Genomic DNA, 15,863 nt, shown 5'->3' on the forward strand with positions numbered 1-15,863 from the left:
CGGTCCTGCACCGGGTACCGGGCCGCCGTCGTGGTGCCGGGTCCCGCCGGACGGGGCGGGACCCTACCCCTCAGGACGGGGCATCACTCCTTCTTGTCATCCGACTCCCCGCCGTAGGCCAGCCGGAGGACGCGGCCGTCGGCCTCGAGCTTGTCCCGAGCCTCCCTGGCCTTCTCCACCTTGTCCGTGCTGCGCGGGGGCAACTGGATCATCTCCTCGGCCTGGATGCCCGCCTGGAGCTGGCGGGCGCGTTCCATCTCGGCATCGATCTCGGCGCCGAGCAACAGGACGATGTTGAAGATCCAGAGTGCGAACAGCAGGGCCATCACCGTGCCGATCGCCCCGTAGGAGCTGTAGCCGGCGAAGAAGCTGAAGTAGATGTACAGCGCGACACCGGCCAGGCCGATGCCGACGATCGCCACGACGGCGCCGATGCTGACCCAGGTGAACTTGGGCTGCTTCACGATGGGCGTGAAGTAGTACAGGACGGCGATCATGGCGATCACCAGGGCCAGGATGACGAGCCACTTCACCCAGGCCCAGACGGGCAGGAAGGTCTGGGTCAGGAACTGCAGCATGTCCGTGAGGCCGAGCGGTTCGGCGAGGGGGCCCAGCACCCCGGACACCAGGGCCTCGTTCAGGGCGAGGGAGACGAGGATCAGCACCACCCCGACGAGCAGGACCAGGGTGACCAGCAGCATGGACACGACCTGCTTCACGAAACCGCGCCCTTCCTCGACGCCGTAGATGGTGTTCATGCAGCGGGAGAAGGCCTTCACGTAGGCCGAGGACGACCACAGGGCCGTGGCGATACCGATGATCAGCGCGATCACGCCTCCGCTGGCCGAACTGGTCATCGTCTCCACCAGGTTGACCACCAGCGCCTGGTAGTCGGCGGGGACGTACTGCTTCACCAGGTCTTCCACCAGGGCGGTGACGGTCTCCGCGTTGTTGGCCAGCACGAGCGTGATGATGGAGAAGATCGCCAGCAGCGCCGGGGCCAGGGACAGGACCGTGTAGTAGGTCAGCATGGCGGCCAGGTCGGTGCCGCCGTCGGATCCGAACTCCTTGAGGGCCCGTTTGAGGGCGTACTTCCGGCTCGCGCCGTTCAGCTTCGGAGGACTGTCCGGTTTCTTGTCGCTGTCGGGCGCCGGGGCGTCGGCAGCCTCCAGTGTCGCGTCGATCGGGTCCTTGATGGGCACGGTACGTCCTCTCGTTGTTCCATCGTTCCTCCACATCTAACCCACCCGTCCCCGGTAAAGTCGAGTCGTCGACCAGAAGGGAGCAGGCCGTTGGCGGGATCACTGACGCCCCGGGAAGGGGTGCTCGCGGGGATCCTGACCGCCACGGCCGGCTTCGTGGACGGGGTGGCCTTCATCCACCTCGGCGGGTACTTCGTGTCGTTCATGTCCGGGAACTCGACCCGGGCAGGCGCCGACATCGCCCAGGGGGAGCCGCTGGCCTGGGCGAAGGCCATGGGTCTCGTCGCCTTCTTTGTGACCGGCGTGGTGGTGTCCTCCCTGGCCGTGCACCTGCGCTCCTCGAGAGGGGACCGGCCGGAGCCTGCCGGGCCCCGGTCGACCGCCGTCTGGGTGTCCATGGCGTTCCTGCTGCTCGCGGCCCTGATGTCCCTGGTCCCGGTGCTGAGGGTGGCCGTCCCTCCCGCGGTGGCCGCCGGCATGGGTGCCGTCAACGGCACCTTCACCCGGGGCGGCGAGGTGACGGTGGGACTGACCTATATGACGGGGACCCTGGTGAAGACCGGACAGCACCTGGCGCTGGCCCTGACCGGGGGCAACCGGGTCGTCTGGCTGCGGTTCCTGGCCCTGTGGGCGGCGATCGCCCTCGGATCCGCCATCGGTGCCTTCGCCTATCTCGCCTGGGGACTGGGAGCCCTGTGGGTCGCCGTGGTCCTGCTGGCCGGGATCGCCGCGATGCTCGACCTCCGCCGGCACCGCGGTGCGGTGGACTAGGTTCGAGGTCATGATCAAGTACCTGGGCTCCAAGCGGGTCCTGGTGCCGGTCCTGGGGGCCATGGCGGAGGCGGCCGGGGCGCGCACCGCCGTCGACCTGTTCTCCGGGACCACCCGGGTGGCCCAGGAGTTCAAGCGGCGCGGCATCCACACCACGGCCGCGGACCGGGCCACCTACACCGGCGTGCTCGCCGGCTGTTACATCGCCACCGACGCGCGGGCCGTGGACCGCGAGCACCTCGCCGCGGTCCTCGCGGACCTCCAGGCCACGCCGCCGGTGCGCGGGTACGTCACCGAGACCTTCTGCGAACAGGCGAGGTACTTCCAGCCCAAGAACGGGATGCGCATCGACGCGATCCGGCAGCGGATCGAGGACGAGCACGCGGGCACGGAGCTGTATCCCGTCCTGCTGACCTCGCTCCTGGAGGCCGCCGACCGGGTGGACTCCACCACCGGGATCCAGATGGCGTACCTGAAGGACTGGGCCCCGCGGTCGATGCGGGACCTGGAACTGCGGGTGCCGGTGCTGCTGGACGGGCCCGGGGCCTCGGTCACGGGGGACGTCATGCAGACCGTGGGCATGCTGCCGGCGGTGGACCTCTGCTACGTGGACCCGCCCTACAACCAGCATCGGTACTTCGCGAACTACCACGTGTGGGAGACCCTGGTCCGGTGGGACGCCCCCGACCACTACGGGGTGGCCTGCAAGCGGGTGGACGTGCGCGACGACGAGACCCGCAGCGTGTTCAACTCCCGGCGCACCATGCCGGCAGCGCTCGCGGACGTGCTGTCCCGGATCCGGGCGAGGACCGTGATCCTGTCCTACAACGACGAGTCCTGGATCACCGTCCCACAGATGGCGGGCATGCTGCGGGACTCCGGGCACGAGGCGGTCGAGGTCTTCGCCTTCGACTCCAAGAGGTACGTGGGGGCCCAGATCGGCATCCACAACCCGGCCGGGAAGAAGGTGGGCGCCGTGTCCCACCTGCGCAACACGGAGTACGTGTTCGTGGCCGGCGGGGCACAGGCCGTCCGGGACGTCGCGGCCGGGCTGGCCGACGGTGCCGGCGGTCAGCGTTCCCGAGTCCTGGACCGCACGGCGGCCGCCCTCGGTACGCTGTCCACAGGCCCGTAACGGCACCCGTCTGCGGAAGGGGCCGGCGCCGACCCCGAAAGGACGCCATGACCGAGAGATACCTGCCCATCCCCCTGGAACTGCGGTGGTCCGACCAGGACCTGCTGGGCCACATCAACAACGCGCGCGTGGTGACCCTGGCCGAGGAGGCGCGCGTCCGCTTCCAGATGCACGTGGACGGCCCGGACTCCGTGGCGGAGTCCCAGTCCGTGGGCGGACGCGTGGTGGCCCGGCAGGTCATCGACTACCACCGCCCGGCTCACTACGGCACCCCGCTCGAGGTGCGCGTGGGGGTGCTCCGGGTGGGCACCAGCTCCTTCACCCTGCGCCACCAGGGCGTCCAACAGGACCGGCCCGTGTTCACGGTGGACGCCGTGATGGTGGTGATCACCGGTGACGGATCATCCCGGCCGCTGACGGACACCGAGCGGGCCGGACTCGAGGACTGGCGCTGGCCGGACCCCGGGCGCGTCGAGGACGAGCGGGCCGGGGGAGCCGGCGTCGTGACGGCCGGGGCGGCACCGTCCGGCGCCGGCCCGGGGGGCGGCTCATGAGCACCGCCCCCGCCCACGGACCTGCCCGGCCGGCCCGCGCCCCCGGCGCGGCCGGTGCCCTGGCCACCCGGACCGGTCAGACCGCGACGGCGGTGGTCATCGTGCTCGCCATCGTCAGCGCCTTCGTCGGTTCCGGCGCGATCGGCGGGACCCCGATCGTGGAGGCCGCCGACGGCTGGCTGACGGCGGACAGCACCTGGATCGCCCCGGCCGGGCCCGCCTTCTCCATCTGGTCGGTCATCTACACCGGCCTCGTGGGCTACGGGATCTGGCAGTTCTTCCCGGCCGCGGACACCCCCCGGCACAACGCCGCACGGCCGTGGATCCTCGCGGGGGTCGTCCTGAACTCGGCCTGGATCTGGGTCGTGCAGGCCGGCTGGCTGGCCGTCAGCGTGCTCGTCATCGTCCTGTTGCTGGCCTGCCTGTGCCGGGTCCTCGTGATCCTGGAGTCCGCACGCTACCGCGAAGCCGACCCGCCGGCGACGGCGGTCGGTGCCGGAGGGACCGCCGCCCCGTCCCGGGGATCCGCCGCGCGCTGGACCGAGCGGATCCTGCTCGACGGCGTTCAGGGGCTCTACCTGGGCTGGGTCACCGTGGCGACCCTGGCCAACACGGCGGCATGGCTGGCGTCCCTCGGCTGGACCGGTGCGCCGCTGGGGCCGGTCGTCTGGGCGACCATCCTGGTGGTGGTCGCCACGCTGATCGCCACGGCCACGGCGCTCTACGACGGTGGCCGGTTCGCCCCGGCGCTGGCGACCGCCTGGGGGCTGGCGTGGATCGCCGTCGGGCGCTCCGACGGCTCGGGGCTGCAGTCGGCGTCGCTGGCGCTCACCGCAGCCGGCGCCTCGGTCCTGGTCGTGCTGGCCACCATCGCCGCCTGGCTGCTGTCCCGCAGATCCGTCACCGGGGAGGCGCGTGACCTGATCGCCGACGCCCTGGACGGCGACGGTGATCCGATCGACGGGCGCTGAGCCCCTGACCTGCCCGGGGGGTCGGGAGTATCCTCCGAGCATCCATCATGCCGGAGCAGGAGGCCCCATGAGTACCGAACCACGCACCCCTGGTGATCCCGACGAAGCCCCCGCGGGAGCCCCGTCCCAGGAGGCAGCGGAGGAGACCCGAGCAGCTGCCGAGGAGGCCCGGGAGGCCGCTGAGGAGGCGCGTGCCGCCGCCGAGGAGGCCCGGGAGGCCGCTGCGGAGGCCAAGAGGCGTCACGATGCCGATGACGCCCGGGCCGACGAATGGGAGGAGGAGTCCTTTCCCGCCTCCGACCCCCCGGCCAATTACTGACTCACGCGAAGGGCCCCGGAGACCATTCCTGGTCTCCGGGGCCCTTCGCGTGAGGCGGGGTGGCGCTCAGTAGTTGGCCGGCGGGTCAGAGGCCGGGAAGGTGTCCTCGACCTGCTCGTCCAGCTCCTCCTCGGTCTCCGGGCCGCGCGAGGACTTCTCGTTCTCGCTGAACTGGGTCTGCGGCTCGTCGAGACGGTCCTCGTCCGGGACCTCCGGGTTGACGGGTTCGGTGCTCATACGTCCTCCTGTAAGTAGGTCGGGCCTCCAGTCTGCACCACGTTCCCGGGGGCACGGAAACGGCATCCCCGGGCGAGACCGGTGAGCGGAAGGCGCGGCTGAATAGGGGGAAGGTCAGGATCCCGGTGGCATCTGCTGCAGGGACCAGGTGTTCCCGTCGGGATCGGCGAAGTAGACGAACCGGCCCCAGGGCTGCTCGTCGACATCGCTGCAGTCGACGCCCCGGGACACCAGTTCGGCCCGGGCGGCGTCGGCGTCCGCGATGACCATCTGGAGGCCCTTCTGCGAGCCCGGGGCCATCTCGGTGATGCCCACGCCCAGGGCCACCGAACAGGCCGATCCCGGCGGGGTGAGCTGGACGAAGCGCAGGTCGGGGGAGATGACGTGGTCGTGGTCGGCGTGGAACCCCACCTGGTCGACGTAGAAGCCCTTGGCCCGGTCGACGTCGGTGACCGGCAGGGCCACGAGCTCGATCTTCATGTCCATGACGCACAGGGTAGACGCAGCCCGCCGGCCATGGCACGGTCCGACGACGCATCCCCCCGGACAGGGGAGCGGCGGCCGGATCCGCCCCCGGGTCCCGATGATCACGGGTCCAGAGGGGCGGATCCGGCCGCCGCGTGCCGGGGTGCGGGCGCCGGGCCGGGTCAGGCGGTGGCGCCCGCCATCTCCTGCCGCGCCGGGGCGTTGGCCGAGAGGAACTGCCGGTAGGCCGGCAGGGTCAGGAAGTCCGGGAACTCCTCGGCCAGGGCGGATCCGGCGAACACGGCGAGCGCGTCGTCGAAGCGGTCCCCCTCGGAGCGCTCAATGGCCGCGAACTCCTCGTCCATCAGTTCCTGGACCCACTCGCGGGTCACGGTGCGGGTGCCGCCGTCGGACAACCGTGCCGTGGAACCGGCGTTGATCCACTGCCAGATCTGGGAACGCGAGATCTCCGCGGTGGCGGCGTCCTCCATGAGGTTGTGGATGGCGGCCGCGCCGTTGCCCCGCAGCCAGGACTCCACGTAGCGGATGCCGACCTCGATGTTGGTGCGCACGCCCTTCTCGGTGATCTCCCCGGGCGTCTGGGAGACGGCCAGCAGACCCTGGGCGTCCGGGGTCACGTCCTCGCGCTTGGCGGAGCGGATCTGGTTGCGGCGGTCGCCCAGCACCTCGTCGAAGACCTCCATGGCCACCGGGACCAGGTCCGGGTGGGCCACCCAGGAGCCGTCGAAGCCGTCGTTGGCCTCGCGGGTCTTGTCCTCGCGCACCTTGGCCAGCGCCATCTCGTTGGCCTCCGGGTCACGGCGGTTCGGGATGAAGGCCGCCATGCCACCGATCGCCGAGGCGCCGCGCTTGTGGCAGGCGCGCACCAGCTGGTCGGTGTAGGAGCGCATCATCGGGGCGGTCATCGTCACGTCCGCCCGGTCCGGCAGCACGAACTCCTCGCCGCGGTCCCGGAAGTTCTTGATGATGGAGAAGATGTAGTCCCAGCGTCCGGCGTTCAGGCCGGCGGCGTGGTTGCGCAGCTGGTAGAGGATCTCCTCCATCTCGAACGCGGCGGTGATCGTCTCGATCAGCACGGTGGCGCGGACGGTGCCCTGCGGGATGCCGAGGTGGTCCTGGGCCACCACGAACACGCAGTTCCACAACCGGGCCTCGAGGTGGTTCTCGGTCTTGGGCAGGTAGAAGTACGGACCGATACCGCGCCGCAGCAGCTCCTTGGCGTTGTGGAAGAAGTACAGGCCGAAGTCCACCAGCGACCCGGACATCGGCTCGCCGTCCACCATCAGGTGGTCCTCGTCCAGGTGCCAGCCGCGGGGACGGACGATGATGGTCGGCCGGTCCACCAGCTGCACGCCGCCGAGCTTGTACTCCTTGCCCTCCGGGGAGGTGAAGTCGATCTTGCGGCGGATGGCGTCCTTGAGGTTCACCTGGCCGTTGAGCACGTTCGACCACGACGGCGAGGAGGAGTCCTCGAAGTCGGCCAGCCAGCACTTCGCCCCGGAGTTCAGCGCGTTGATCGTCATCTTGCGGTCCACCGGGCCGGTGATCTCGACCCGGCGGTCCTTCAGCCCGGGCGAGAGCGGGGCGACGCGCCAGGACTCGTCCTCACGGATGGAACGGGTCTCGGTCAGGAAGTCCGGGGTCCACCCCTGGGAGATGCGCTCGCGGATCTCCTGTCGCCGGGCCAGCAGCTCGGCGCGGCGGCCGTTGAACCGGCGGTGCAGCACGGCCAGGAACTCGAGGGCGTCCGGGGTGAGGATCTCCTCCTGCCGCGGCAGGTGGGGTCCGGTGATCGTCACGCCGTTAAGGGTGATGGGCTGGTCGGTGGGGTACATGGTGGTCTCCTTGGGAGTGTGGCCGTTCCGCCCTAGGCGGGGGCCGGAGGAAAAGTGGTTGCTGTGCCCCGGGCTGGTGAGGGGAGAGGAGGGCGACGGCGGCGCCTGTCGGTGGGGCGTCGGCGTCGGGCTGGTGTTCGGGTCCGGTGGGGAAGGCAGGTGGCGGCCGGGCCGGGAGGGCCCGGCCGCCACCGGTGCGTCAGCTCGGCGCGAGGCCGGCCGCGGTGGGGATCAGTGGAACTGTCCGGCCTCGGTGGAGCCGGCCAGCGCCGTGGTGGAGCTGTCGGGGTTGACCGCGGTGGAGATGGCGTCGAAGTACCCGGTGCCGACCTCGCGCTGGTGCTTGGTGGCGGTGTAGCCGCGGGCCTCGTCGGCGAACTCCCGCTCCTGCAGCTCCACGTAGGCGGACATCTGGCGCTCGTTGTACCCCTTGGCCAGGTCGAACATGGAGTGGTTCAGGGCGTGGAAGCCGGCCAGGGTGATGAACTGGAAGGTGTAGCCCATGGCCCCCAGCTCGCGCTGGAACTTGGCGATGGTCTCGTCGTCCAGGTTCTTCCGCCAGTTGAAGGACGGGGAGCAGTTGTACGAGAGCATCTGGTCCGGGAACTCGGACTTGACGGCCTCGGCGAACTTCTTGGCCAGCTCCAGGTCCGGGGTGCCGGTCTCCATCCAGATCAGGTCGGAGTAGGGGGCGTAGGCCTTGGCGCGGGCGATGCAGGGCTCGATGCCGTTGCGCACCTTGTAGAAGCCCTCGGCGGTGCGCTCACCGGTGATGAACTCGGCATCGCGCTCATCCACGTCGGAGGTGATCAGGGTGGCGGCCTCCGCGTCGGTCCGGGCGATGACCACCGAGTTGACGCCGGAGACGTCTGCGGCCAGGCGGGCGGCGTTCAGGGTGCGGATGTGCTGACCGGTCGGGATCAGCACCTTGCCACCCAGGTGACCGCACTTCTTCTCGGAGGCCAGCTGGTCCTCCCAGTGCACCCCGGAGGCACCGGCGGCAATCATGGCCTTCATCAGTTCGTAGGCGTTCAGCGGGCCGCCGAAGCCGGCCTCGGCGTCGGCCACGATCGGGACCAGGTAGTCCTCGACGGTCTGGATGCCCTCGGAGAACTCGATCTGGTCGGCGCGCATCAGGGCGTTGTTGATGCGGCGCACCACGGCCGGGACGGAGTTGGCCGGGTACAGGGACTGGTCCGGGTAGGTGTGGCCGGAGAGGTTCGCGTCAGCGGCGACCTGCCAACCGGAGAGGTAGATGGCGCGCAATCCGGCCTTGACCTGCTGGACGGCCATGTTGCCGGTGAGGGCCCCCAGGGCGTTGGTGAACTTGCCCTCGGCGTGCTCGGTGGTCAGCTGCTCCCAGAGCTTGTCGGAACCGCGGCGGGCCAGGGTGTGCTCCTCCTGGACGCGGCCGCGCAGCTTGACGACGTCCTCAGCGGTGAAGGTGCGCTCGGTGTTGGCCCACCGGGGGTTGTGGTCCCAGTCGTGCTGGAGCTGTTCGGCGGATGCGGGGGTGTTCGGTTCCATGTCGGCTCTCCTGCGAGTCGGGTGTGGACTGTGGCGGTCGAAGTGATGTGGATCGCTTCGTTGACCACCAGTCTTGACCGCGGCAAGCCCCCGTGGGGTGGAGATCGGCGGAAAATTTCACCCCATCTTCACAATGGTCAGAAAGGTGATATCTCGCGCTGAACGAGCCTTGTATCGCTTCTGGCAGGTTCGGATGGGGCCAAAAGTGTCATTCCTTGACAAGGGGGCTCATCGCCGCCTCGCGCCCCCGGGCCCGCGGGCCGGGGCGGGGCGGGGCGGGGCGGGCTCGTCGGAGCGCCAGGCGGGTGCGCGGCAGGAGGATGGGGAGAACTCCCCATCGCGGCCGGGGCGGACCGTTCCTAGACTGTCGAGAGTCGTGGGGCCGGTGAGGCCGTGCCGAGGATGGGAGGGTGGACACCATGGTTGACTACCGGGTGGATGAGGACGGCGCCAACGGCGTCATAGCGGCGACCCGCACACATGCCGGCGAGTTCGAAGCGCTCATCACCGATCTGCGCACCGCCGTGGAGGGCACCGCGGCAGAGTGCCAGAGCACGCTGATCGCCGGTGCCCTCCAGGAGGTCCACGACGGCTACCTCGCGCCCGTGGCGACGATGGCCCACTGGCGCAGCACCAACATCGTCAACGAGGGCCAGAAGATGGTGAACGCCTTCATCGACGGCAACGAGCAGATGGCGGCGGACGCCCGGAGCGAGATCTCGGACGTCCCCTCGAGCTGGGAGGACGCCCAGTGAGTGTCGACCTCGGCGGCCTGCCCGCCTTCCCCGACACGGGAGCACTGCGGGCGGCCGCCCAGGGGATCAGGGATGCGGGGAAGGCGATCTCCGACCGGGCGGACGAGGTCAAGGCCAGTTGGGGCGACATCCAGGCCAACGGGTACATCACGTCGGACACCCTGGACATGGGCACTGTCTATGCTGCCGCCGACCCCGTCGTCGACTACGGCGATGCCGGCAGGTCCGGGACGCGGGCGGTCTACCTGGCCATCGATGCCTACTGCGATGCGATGGACGGGCTGAAGGACGCCTATGACAGTGCGGTCGCGGGGGCCTTGGCCTGCTACGCCGACGTGGCCGACGAGCAGGAGGCCCAAAGCGCGGTCAACGCCGTCGCGCAGCAGATGGCCGAGCTGGAGGAGCAGTGCGCTCACAACATCAGGGCCGTCAACCCGGACACCCCGTACACCCCCGGGCAGTTCGCGGGCCCGGAGGCCGGCGCCACCAGCGCCCTGGTCCAGGAGGCCCTCGAGGGGCACCGGGTCCACAGGTTCACCTTCGACGTCGTGGACACCATCACCGTCACGTCGGTGCGGTACACCGACCTCCAGATCGAGTTCGCGGACGGCAGCAGGCTCCGGTACACGGAACTCGACCTGACCCAGACGAGGGTCGAGACGCGTACCCCGGTCGTCATCGCGGCCGACCTGCCCAACCCGCCCGGATGGGCGAAGTGGGGCGGCCGCTTCCTGGAGGGGGCGGACGTCGTCCTGTCGGCATGGGGCAACTACTCCGAGGAATGGAACCAGGACCTCGTCGAGAACCCGGGGATGACCACGGCAGAGCAGACCGGCAGCGCGGTCAAGTCGGCCACGCTCGGTGCCGGTGGCTCCTTCCTGGGCTCCGCGGGTGGCGCCTGGGGCGGCGCGGCCGCCGGTGCGGCCGTGGGCACCATGGTCGGTGGCCCGGTGGGGACCGTGGTCGGCGGCATCATCGGGGGCGTGGCCGGTGGTATCGCAGGTGGCTGGGGTGGAGAGATCCTGGGCAATACCATTGACAACTGGACGGACGGCGAGGGCTTCGCCGATGGCGTGAAGAACGCCTGGAACAACTTCTGGGGAGGCTGAGTTGTCGGACAACCAGATGATCGCGATCGCCATCACGGGGATCTTCTGCCTGGCGGCACTGTGGTCCGGTGTCATGAGCGCGCGAGCCTATCGGGGGAGCTGGCGCGGGTGGATGGCCATCCACCCCCCGCTCACCCTCTGGGGGCCGCACTGGGGGCTGCTGACCCTGGCGGTCTACTCCGTCACCTCGCTCATCGGCGGGATCCTGCTGGGCCTCGCGCAGGCCGGGGGCTCGTCCTGGATGCAGGTGGCATCCATCGCGGTGCTCATCACGGGCATCGTCGTCGGGATGATCGTCAGCCACGTCCTGCCTGATCGCTGGCGGCCGGAGTGGTATCGACACCAGGCTGTGGGCTCCTCGGTGGGGAGGCGCTGATGGCGGCCGAGTCCGCCCTCGCACTGGAGCAGTGGGGCGTCCGGTGGAGCGTGCCGGCCGACTGGACCGACGTGACGGCCGACGTCGCGATGCCGGGGGTGTCCCGGGTCCTGCGCGGGCCGTCCCGCGAGGGACTCCTCGCGCCCTCGGCCGTGCTGACGGTCCACGACTTTCCGGGGACCATGACCCAGCTGTCCACGGTGAACATCGCGACGTGGTCGGTCCTGTACCCGGACCTCCACGTGCTGTCGGTGGACGAGTTCAGGGGCGGGCGGCGCGTGGAGGCCACGGCCACGCAGGGCGGGATGCACCTGCACTTCACCCACGCCTGCACCGTGGTCGAGGGATACAGCATCGGGCTGACGGTGACGGTCGCCGAGGCGGACGTGCCCGCGCTGGACCGCACCGTCGGTGACATCCTGTCCTCCGTGGAGTACCCCGAGCACGCCGTGGCGCTCGATGCACCCGCTTACGCCTGGGTCCCGGACCGGGCGCCGACGCCCGCCGCCGGCTTCACGGACTCCGGCGGGCAACCCGTGGAACGCCTCGACGACCTCAACCGCCGGCAGTCCTGGGTCTCGGAGGGCCCCGTCCTCGACCGGGACCAGGTGGAACTGCTGCGTCGCCTGATGGACTCCGGCCGGGGCCTGGGCCGCCTCGAGCGCGGCACCTATGCCCGCCAGCTGCAGGCACTCCAGGACGCGCACCTGTGCGATGAGCGCGGCAGGGTGACCCCGGCCGGCTCCACCGTGGTCGCGCCCCTGCGGGACGCCGAGGCCAGCGTGCGCGTGATCACACGGCGGGGATCCCGGACGAGCATCCTGCAGGCGTGGCGTGGAGACCGCGGGGGGACGACCGTCCTGGCGGGCCCGGATGCGGCCGCCCAATGGGCCACGGGCCCGGAACAGCCCCTCGCCGACCGCCAGACGCTGGACATGGTCCAGTCGGGCACGGAGGCAGCGGTGATCGCCGCCTGGGTCGGCGCCGGCCCCACCTGGCCCGTCCTGGACCGGGACGTGACCGTGATGTCCTCGGTCATGACCCGGCTGGCGGAGGGTTCCCCCGTCGAGGCGGACGACCTGCCCGAGTCCCTCCGGGGACGGGACCTGCTGGTGTGGAGCCTGCAGGCCGGACCGGACAAGGCACCGCTGCTCTTCCTGAACATCGACGGCGTGTCACACGCCGAGGTGGTCAGGGAGGTCGACCGGGCCGTCGTGGTCCCCATCAGCAGCCGCAACCTCTACCGCAGGATCAGGATGCTCCTGGAGCCGGGACTGGGCACGCGGCAGCGGTAGGCCGGTGCATTCCGGAGCGCCTCACGCCGGTGGGCCGGACGTGGAACTCCCGGCGGCCAGGTCGCGGGCGAAGTCCTCGTGGCCGGGGAAGTCGATGATCCGGCGCGGCTTCCGGCTGGCGACCGTCGGCTGGACGGGGGCGAGGGTGCCGCCGATGGCCAGCGCGGAGTCGAGGTCGGGGGCCCCGGCGAGGGCACGGAACTGGGCCCAGGTGGGCGGCATCAGCTGGTGGACGCCGGCGCGGAAGTCCTGCAGGGCCGTCGTCGCGGTGGTCCACCGACTGTCCGCGCCCTCGAAGGACAGGGTGCCCGGTTCCTGCCCGTGGGGCAGGGCGGCCAGGAAGAAGTAGGTGTCGTAGCGCCGGGGTTCGCCCTCCGGGGTGACCCAGCGGGACAGTGCACGCAGTCCACCGGCGTCCGGCTGGAGGCCGTGCTCGGCCAGCAGGGTGGCGAAGTCGAGCTCGTGGTCCTCCACCCGTCGGCGGGCATCGTCCGGGAGCCCGGCCAGGGTGCCGCCGTCCACCGGGCGCCCGTCCCGGTGCCGGGCCAGCAGCACCCCCGTCTCCTCGAAGGTCTCGCGCACGACGCCGGCCAGCACCATCCCCGCGGTGTCCGGTTCCAGTCGCAGCCGGTGGCCCCAGTCGACCAGGTCGGTGCCGGCCCAGAAGTCCGCCGGCAGCTCGTCGGCGGCGTCGATGCGCCCGCCGGGGAAGGCGGAGACCCCCGCGCTGAAGGCCAGGGCGGTGTGCCGGGTGATGGTGAAGACCTCCGGGGCCGGGGAGCCCGTACCGGGCCTCAGGAGCAGGACCGTGGCCGCCCGGGGGATTCCCGGGGTCGTCGGTGCATCGGAGCGGTGCTGGGCGGAGGAGGGCATGGGCTCAGGGTAGGCGGTCAACCGGTCAGGGCCCGCCAGGCCATCGATGCCAGGACGTCTATGACGTCGGATCCCTCCGACCCGTCCGACCTGTCCGTCCCGTCGGGGGCGTCTGACCCGCCCGCCCCGTCGGCGTCGGGTGCGCCGGGTGCGCCGTCCGGGCGGTGGGCCGCGGGTGTGCGTGCCGGTCCCCCGGCGCTGTGCGGGGTCGAGTTGAGCAGGCCGAAGGTGGCCATCAGGCGGATCTGGCGCTCGCCGTCGTCGAGGTCCGGGCGCAGCCCGGCCAGGGGCCCGTCCCAGGACTGGACGTACTCGCGCTGCAGGCGGCGCACACGCCGGTTGTCCTCGGGTGCCAGGGCCGGCAGCTCGCGGTCCTGCAGACGGATGACGTCCGGATCCGAGGTGGCGAAGTCCAGGTGGAACCGGATGAGCCGCTCGAGGGTCTCGCCGGGCTCGTGCTCGCTGTCGAGGATCTCCCGCCCACCGGCCAGCAACCGTTCGGAGACGTCCACGAGGATCTCGGCCAGCAGGGCGTCCTTGCTGGAGAAGTGCTTGTACAGGGCCGGTCCGCTCATGCCGACGGCCTCACCGAGCTCCCCGGTGGACACGGCTGCGAAGCCGCGCTCGGCGAACAGGTGGGCGGCCGAGCGGATCAGCGCGGCCCGCCGGTTCGCCTTCTGGGTGGCCCTCCAGGTTGCGGTCATGATGTCCTCCCCGTCGACTGGTCTGGATCAATGATAGACAATTTCAGTTAGAGACCAGTAACCTGAATTCCGGGCCGCGCTCGTGACCGACGAGGCGTGGCCCACACGAGAAGTCCGACAACGTTCTCCCGAAGGGCGGCTCCTGCTGATGTCGACCACGTACCCCGACCTGATCGCCGAGCTGAGACAGCGGCGTGCCGACGCCGCGCTCGGTGGTCCCCAGGCCTCGCGCGAGCGGCACCTGGCCCGCGGCAAGATGCTCGCGCGGGACCGCATCGACGCCCTGCTGGATGAGGGCAGCCCCTTCCTGGAGGTGGCCCCGCTGGCCGGGTTCGAGCTCTACGGCGGCGACGCCCCGTCCGGGGGAGTGGTGGCCGGGATCGGACTGGTCCACGGCCGTCACGTCATGGTGGTCGCCAACGACGCCACCGTCAAGGGCGGGACGTACTACCCGATCACGGTGAAGAAGCACCTGCGGGCCCAGGAGATCGCCGCGGAGAACCGGTTGCCCTGCATCTACCTGGTGGACTCCGGCGGCGCGTTCCTGCCGATGCAGGACGAGGTCTTCCCGGACCGGGACCACTTCGGCCGCATCTTCTACAACCAGGCCCGGATGTCCCGGGACGGCATCCCGCAGATCGCCGCGGTCATGGGCTCCTCGACCGCCGGCGGCGCCTACGTTCCGGCGATGAGCGACGAGACCGTGATCGTGCGCAACCAGGGCACCATCTTCCTCGGCGGTCCCCCGCTGGTGAAGGCCGCCACGGGAGAGGTCGTCACCGCCGAGGACCTCGGAGGCGGTGAGGTGCACTCGAAGGTCTCCGGCGTGACCGACCACCTGGCCGAGAACGACGAGCACGCGGTGCAGATCGTGCGGGACATCGTGGCCACCCTGCCCGACAGCCCGGCCCTGCCCTACGAACCGGCCGCGGTGACCGGGCCGGAGAAGTCCCCGGAGACCCTCACCGACGTGGTCCCCGTGGAGCTGACCACGCCCTATGACGCGCGGGAGATCATCGCCCGGACCATCGACGCCGGCAGCTTCCACGAGTTCAAGCGCGAGTACGGGACCACCCTGGTCACCGGCTTCGCCCGCGTCCACGGGCACCGGGTGGGCATCCTGGCCAACAACGGCGTCCTGTTCGGCGAGTCCGCCCTCAAGGGGGCCCACTTCATCGAGTTGTGCGACCAGCGGAAGATCCCGCTGCTGTTCCTGCAGAACATCACCGGGTTCATGGTGGGGCGGGAGTACGAGTCCGGCGGCATCGCCAAGCACGGCGCCAAGATGGTCAACGCTGTGGCCACCACCTCCGTGCCCAAGCTGACCGTCGTGGTCGGCGGGTCGTTCGGCGCCGGCACCTACTCGATGTGCGGCCGGGCGTACTCCCCGCGCTTCCTGTGGCTCTGGCCGGGGGCGCGGGTGTCCGTGATGGGCGGGCCCCAGGCCGCCTCCGTGCTCTCCACCGTCCGCCGCGACCAGATCGAGGCCGGCGGCGGCACCTGGAGCGCCGAGGAGCAGGCCGAGTTCGAACGGCCCACGCGTGAGCAGTACGAACACCAGGGCAGCCCCTACTACTCCACCGCACGGCTCTGGGACGACGGGATCATCGAGCCCGCCCAGACCCGGGACGTCGTCGGCCTCGCGCTCGACGTGGTCATGCGGTCCCCCGATCCGTCAACCCCGGCGCCGGGCTACGGCGTCTTCAGGATGTGA

17 protein-coding genes are annotated in these 15,863 nt (G+C 70.7%); 10 read left to right on the forward strand and 7 right to left on the reverse strand.

The features are described 5' to 3' along the window. Positions 1 to 83 precede the first annotated feature (83 nt). Positions 84 to 1,202 (reverse strand): YihY/virulence factor BrkB family protein, encoded by a 1,119-nt coding sequence (locus PLJ28_RS03265; RefSeq protein WP_183529953.1) that lies wholly within the window; start codon positions 1,200 to 1,202, stop codon positions 84 to 86. A 90-nt stretch (positions 1,203 to 1,292) separates the two neighbouring features. Between PLJ28_RS03265 and PLJ28_RS03270 the strand changes: the two genes are divergently transcribed. From PLJ28_RS03270 to PLJ28_RS03290, 5 genes are all read left to right on the forward strand, one after another. Then, positions 1,293 to 1,973 (forward strand): YoaK family protein, encoded by a 681-nt coding sequence (locus tag PLJ28_RS03270; RefSeq protein ID WP_324589879.1) that lies wholly within the window; start codon positions 1,293 to 1,295, stop codon positions 1,971 to 1,973. Positions 1,974 to 1,983: 10 nt separating this feature from the next. Then, the gene (locus PLJ28_RS03275; RefSeq protein ID WP_324589880.1) at positions 1,984 to 3,108 is read left to right on the forward strand and encodes a DNA adenine methylase; all 1,125 of its coding nucleotides are present in this window, start codon (positions 1,984 to 1,986) and stop codon (positions 3,106 to 3,108) included. A 47-nt stretch (positions 3,109 to 3,155) separates the two neighbouring features. Then, positions 3,156 to 3,662 (forward strand): acyl-CoA thioesterase, encoded by a 507-nt coding sequence (locus PLJ28_RS03280; protein WP_183529949.1) that lies wholly within the window; start codon positions 3,156 to 3,158, stop codon positions 3,660 to 3,662. Continuing rightward, complete coding sequence (locus PLJ28_RS03285) at positions 3,659 to 4,633, forward strand: TspO-related membrane protein (RefSeq protein ID WP_183529947.1); 975 nt, start codon at positions 3,659 to 3,661, stop codon at positions 4,631 to 4,633. Before PLJ28_RS03280 ends, PLJ28_RS03285 begins: the two co-directional genes overlap by 4 nt. A gap of 67 nt (positions 4,634 to 4,700) precedes the next feature. Continuing rightward, positions 4,701 to 4,952 (forward strand): hypothetical protein, encoded by a 252-nt coding sequence (locus tag PLJ28_RS03290; protein ID WP_183529945.1) that lies wholly within the window; start codon positions 4,701 to 4,703, stop codon positions 4,950 to 4,952. 66 nt (positions 4,953 to 5,018) lie between these two features. On the opposite strand, the gene PLJ28_RS03295 is transcribed toward PLJ28_RS03290, so the two are convergent. The 4 genes from PLJ28_RS03295 to aceA all read right to left on the reverse strand — a co-directional run bounded on the left by PLJ28_RS03295 (position 5,019) and on the right by aceA (position 9,037). After that, positions 5,019 to 5,189 (reverse strand): hypothetical protein, encoded by a 171-nt coding sequence (locus PLJ28_RS03295; protein ID WP_183529943.1) that lies wholly within the window; start codon positions 5,187 to 5,189, stop codon positions 5,019 to 5,021. Positions 5,190 to 5,303: 114 nt separating this feature from the next. After that, positions 5,304 to 5,675, reverse strand: a complete 372-nt coding sequence (locus tag PLJ28_RS03300; RefSeq protein ID WP_183529941.1) for a glyoxalase superfamily protein — start codon at positions 5,673 to 5,675, stop codon at positions 5,304 to 5,306. Positions 5,676 to 5,836: 161 nt separating this feature from the next. Beyond that, positions 5,837 to 7,510, reverse strand: a complete 1,674-nt coding sequence (gene aceB, locus PLJ28_RS03305; RefSeq protein ID WP_183529938.1) for a malate synthase A — start codon at positions 7,508 to 7,510, stop codon at positions 5,837 to 5,839. 231 nt (positions 7,511 to 7,741) lie between these two features. Next, positions 7,742 to 9,037 carry an isocitrate lyase gene (gene aceA / locus PLJ28_RS03310; protein ID WP_183529936.1) on the reverse strand — a complete coding sequence of 432 codons (1,296 nt, stop codon included), beginning with the start codon at positions 9,035 to 9,037 and terminating at the stop codon, positions 7,742 to 7,744. 419 nt (positions 9,038 to 9,456) lie between these two features. Here aceA and PLJ28_RS03315 point away from each other — a divergent pair, with 419 nt between their 5' ends. The 4 genes from PLJ28_RS03315 to PLJ28_RS03330 are packed head-to-tail and all read left to right on the forward strand — an operon-like array spanning position 9,457 to position 12,572. After that, positions 9,457 to 9,792 (forward strand): DUF6507 family protein, encoded by a 336-nt coding sequence (locus PLJ28_RS03315; protein WP_255459786.1) that lies wholly within the window; start codon positions 9,457 to 9,459, stop codon positions 9,790 to 9,792. Further along, positions 9,789 to 10,901: a hypothetical protein gene (locus PLJ28_RS03320; RefSeq protein ID WP_183530059.1), complete on the forward strand. Its 1,113-nt coding sequence runs from the start codon at positions 9,789 to 9,791 to the stop codon at positions 10,899 to 10,901. Before PLJ28_RS03315 ends, PLJ28_RS03320 begins: the two co-directional genes overlap by 4 nt. Before the next feature lies 1 nt (position 10,902). Beyond that, the gene (locus PLJ28_RS03325; protein ID WP_183529932.1) at positions 10,903 to 11,277 is read left to right on the forward strand and encodes a hypothetical protein; all 375 of its coding nucleotides are present in this window, start codon (positions 10,903 to 10,905) and stop codon (positions 11,275 to 11,277) included. Then, positions 11,277 to 12,572 carry a hypothetical protein gene (locus tag PLJ28_RS03330; protein ID WP_298042876.1) on the forward strand — a complete coding sequence of 432 codons (1,296 nt, stop codon included), beginning with the start codon at positions 11,277 to 11,279 and terminating at the stop codon, positions 12,570 to 12,572. Before PLJ28_RS03325 ends, PLJ28_RS03330 begins: the two co-directional genes overlap by 1 nt. Positions 12,573 to 12,593: 21 nt before the next feature. Here PLJ28_RS03330 and PLJ28_RS03335 read toward each other — a convergent pair whose 3' ends face one another. Both PLJ28_RS03335 and PLJ28_RS03340 read right to left on the reverse strand, forming a co-directional pair. Then, entirely contained in the window at positions 12,594 to 13,445 is an 852-nt protein-coding gene (locus tag PLJ28_RS03335; protein ID WP_183529928.1) for an NUDIX hydrolase, read from the reverse strand. 17 nt (positions 13,446 to 13,462) lie between these two features. After that, positions 13,463 to 14,149, reverse strand: coding sequence for a TetR/AcrR family transcriptional regulator (locus PLJ28_RS03340; RefSeq protein WP_324589881.1), 687 nt, complete (start codon positions 14,147 to 14,149; stop codon positions 13,463 to 13,465). 148 nt (positions 14,150 to 14,297) lie between these two features. Here PLJ28_RS03340 and PLJ28_RS03345 point away from each other — a divergent pair, with 148 nt between their 5' ends. After that, positions 14,298 to 15,863 carry a carboxyl transferase domain-containing protein gene (locus PLJ28_RS03345; protein ID WP_183529924.1) on the forward strand — a complete coding sequence of 522 codons (1,566 nt, stop codon included), beginning with the start codon at positions 14,298 to 14,300 and terminating at the stop codon, positions 15,861 to 15,863.

Source organism: Citricoccus sp. (genome assembly GCF_035445025.1).
GTDB lineage: Bacteria > Actinomycetota > Actinomycetes > Actinomycetales > Micrococcaceae > Citricoccus.

Coding starts and splice junctions, on each gene's coding strand:
- PLJ28_RS03275 (WP_324589880.1), top strand. CDS start 1,984: ATGATCAAGTACCTGGGCTCCAAGCGGGTCCTGGTGCCGGTCCTGGGG.
- PLJ28_RS03280 (WP_183529949.1), top strand. CDS start 3,156: ATGACCGAGAGATACCTGCCCATCCCCCTGGAACTGCGGTGGTCCGAC.
- PLJ28_RS03285 (WP_183529947.1), top strand. CDS start 3,659: ATGAGCACCGCCCCCGCCCACGGACCTGCCCGGCCGGCCCGCGCCCCC.
- PLJ28_RS03290 (WP_183529945.1), top strand. CDS start 4,701: ATGAGTACCGAACCACGCACCCCTGGTGATCCCGACGAAGCCCCCGCG.
- PLJ28_RS03295 (WP_183529943.1), bottom strand. CDS start 5,189: ATGAGCACCGAACCCGTCAACCCGGAGGTCCCGGACGAGGACCGTCTC.
- PLJ28_RS03300 (WP_183529941.1), bottom strand. CDS start 5,675: ATGGACATGAAGATCGAGCTCGTGGCCCTGCCGGTCACCGACGTCGAC.
- aceB (WP_183529938.1), bottom strand. CDS start 7,510: ATGTACCCCACCGACCAGCCCATCACCCTTAACGGCGTGACGATCACC.
- aceA (WP_183529936.1), bottom strand. CDS start 9,037: ATGGAACCGAACACCCCCGCATCCGCCGAACAGCTCCAGCACGACTGG.
- PLJ28_RS03315 (WP_255459786.1), top strand. CDS start 9,457: ATGGTTGACTACCGGGTGGATGAGGACGGCGCCAACGGCGTCATAGCG.
- PLJ28_RS03330 (WP_298042876.1), top strand. CDS start 11,277: ATGGCGGCCGAGTCCGCCCTCGCACTGGAGCAGTGGGGCGTCCGGTGG.
- PLJ28_RS03335 (WP_183529928.1), bottom strand. CDS start 13,445: ATGCCCTCCTCCGCCCAGCACCGCTCCGATGCACCGACGACCCCGGGA.
- PLJ28_RS03340 (WP_324589881.1), bottom strand. CDS start 14,149: ATGACCGCAACCTGGAGGGCCACCCAGAAGGCGAACCGGCGGGCCGCG.
- PLJ28_RS03345 (WP_183529924.1), top strand. CDS start 14,298: ATGTCGACCACGTACCCCGACCTGATCGCCGAGCTGAGACAGCGGCGT.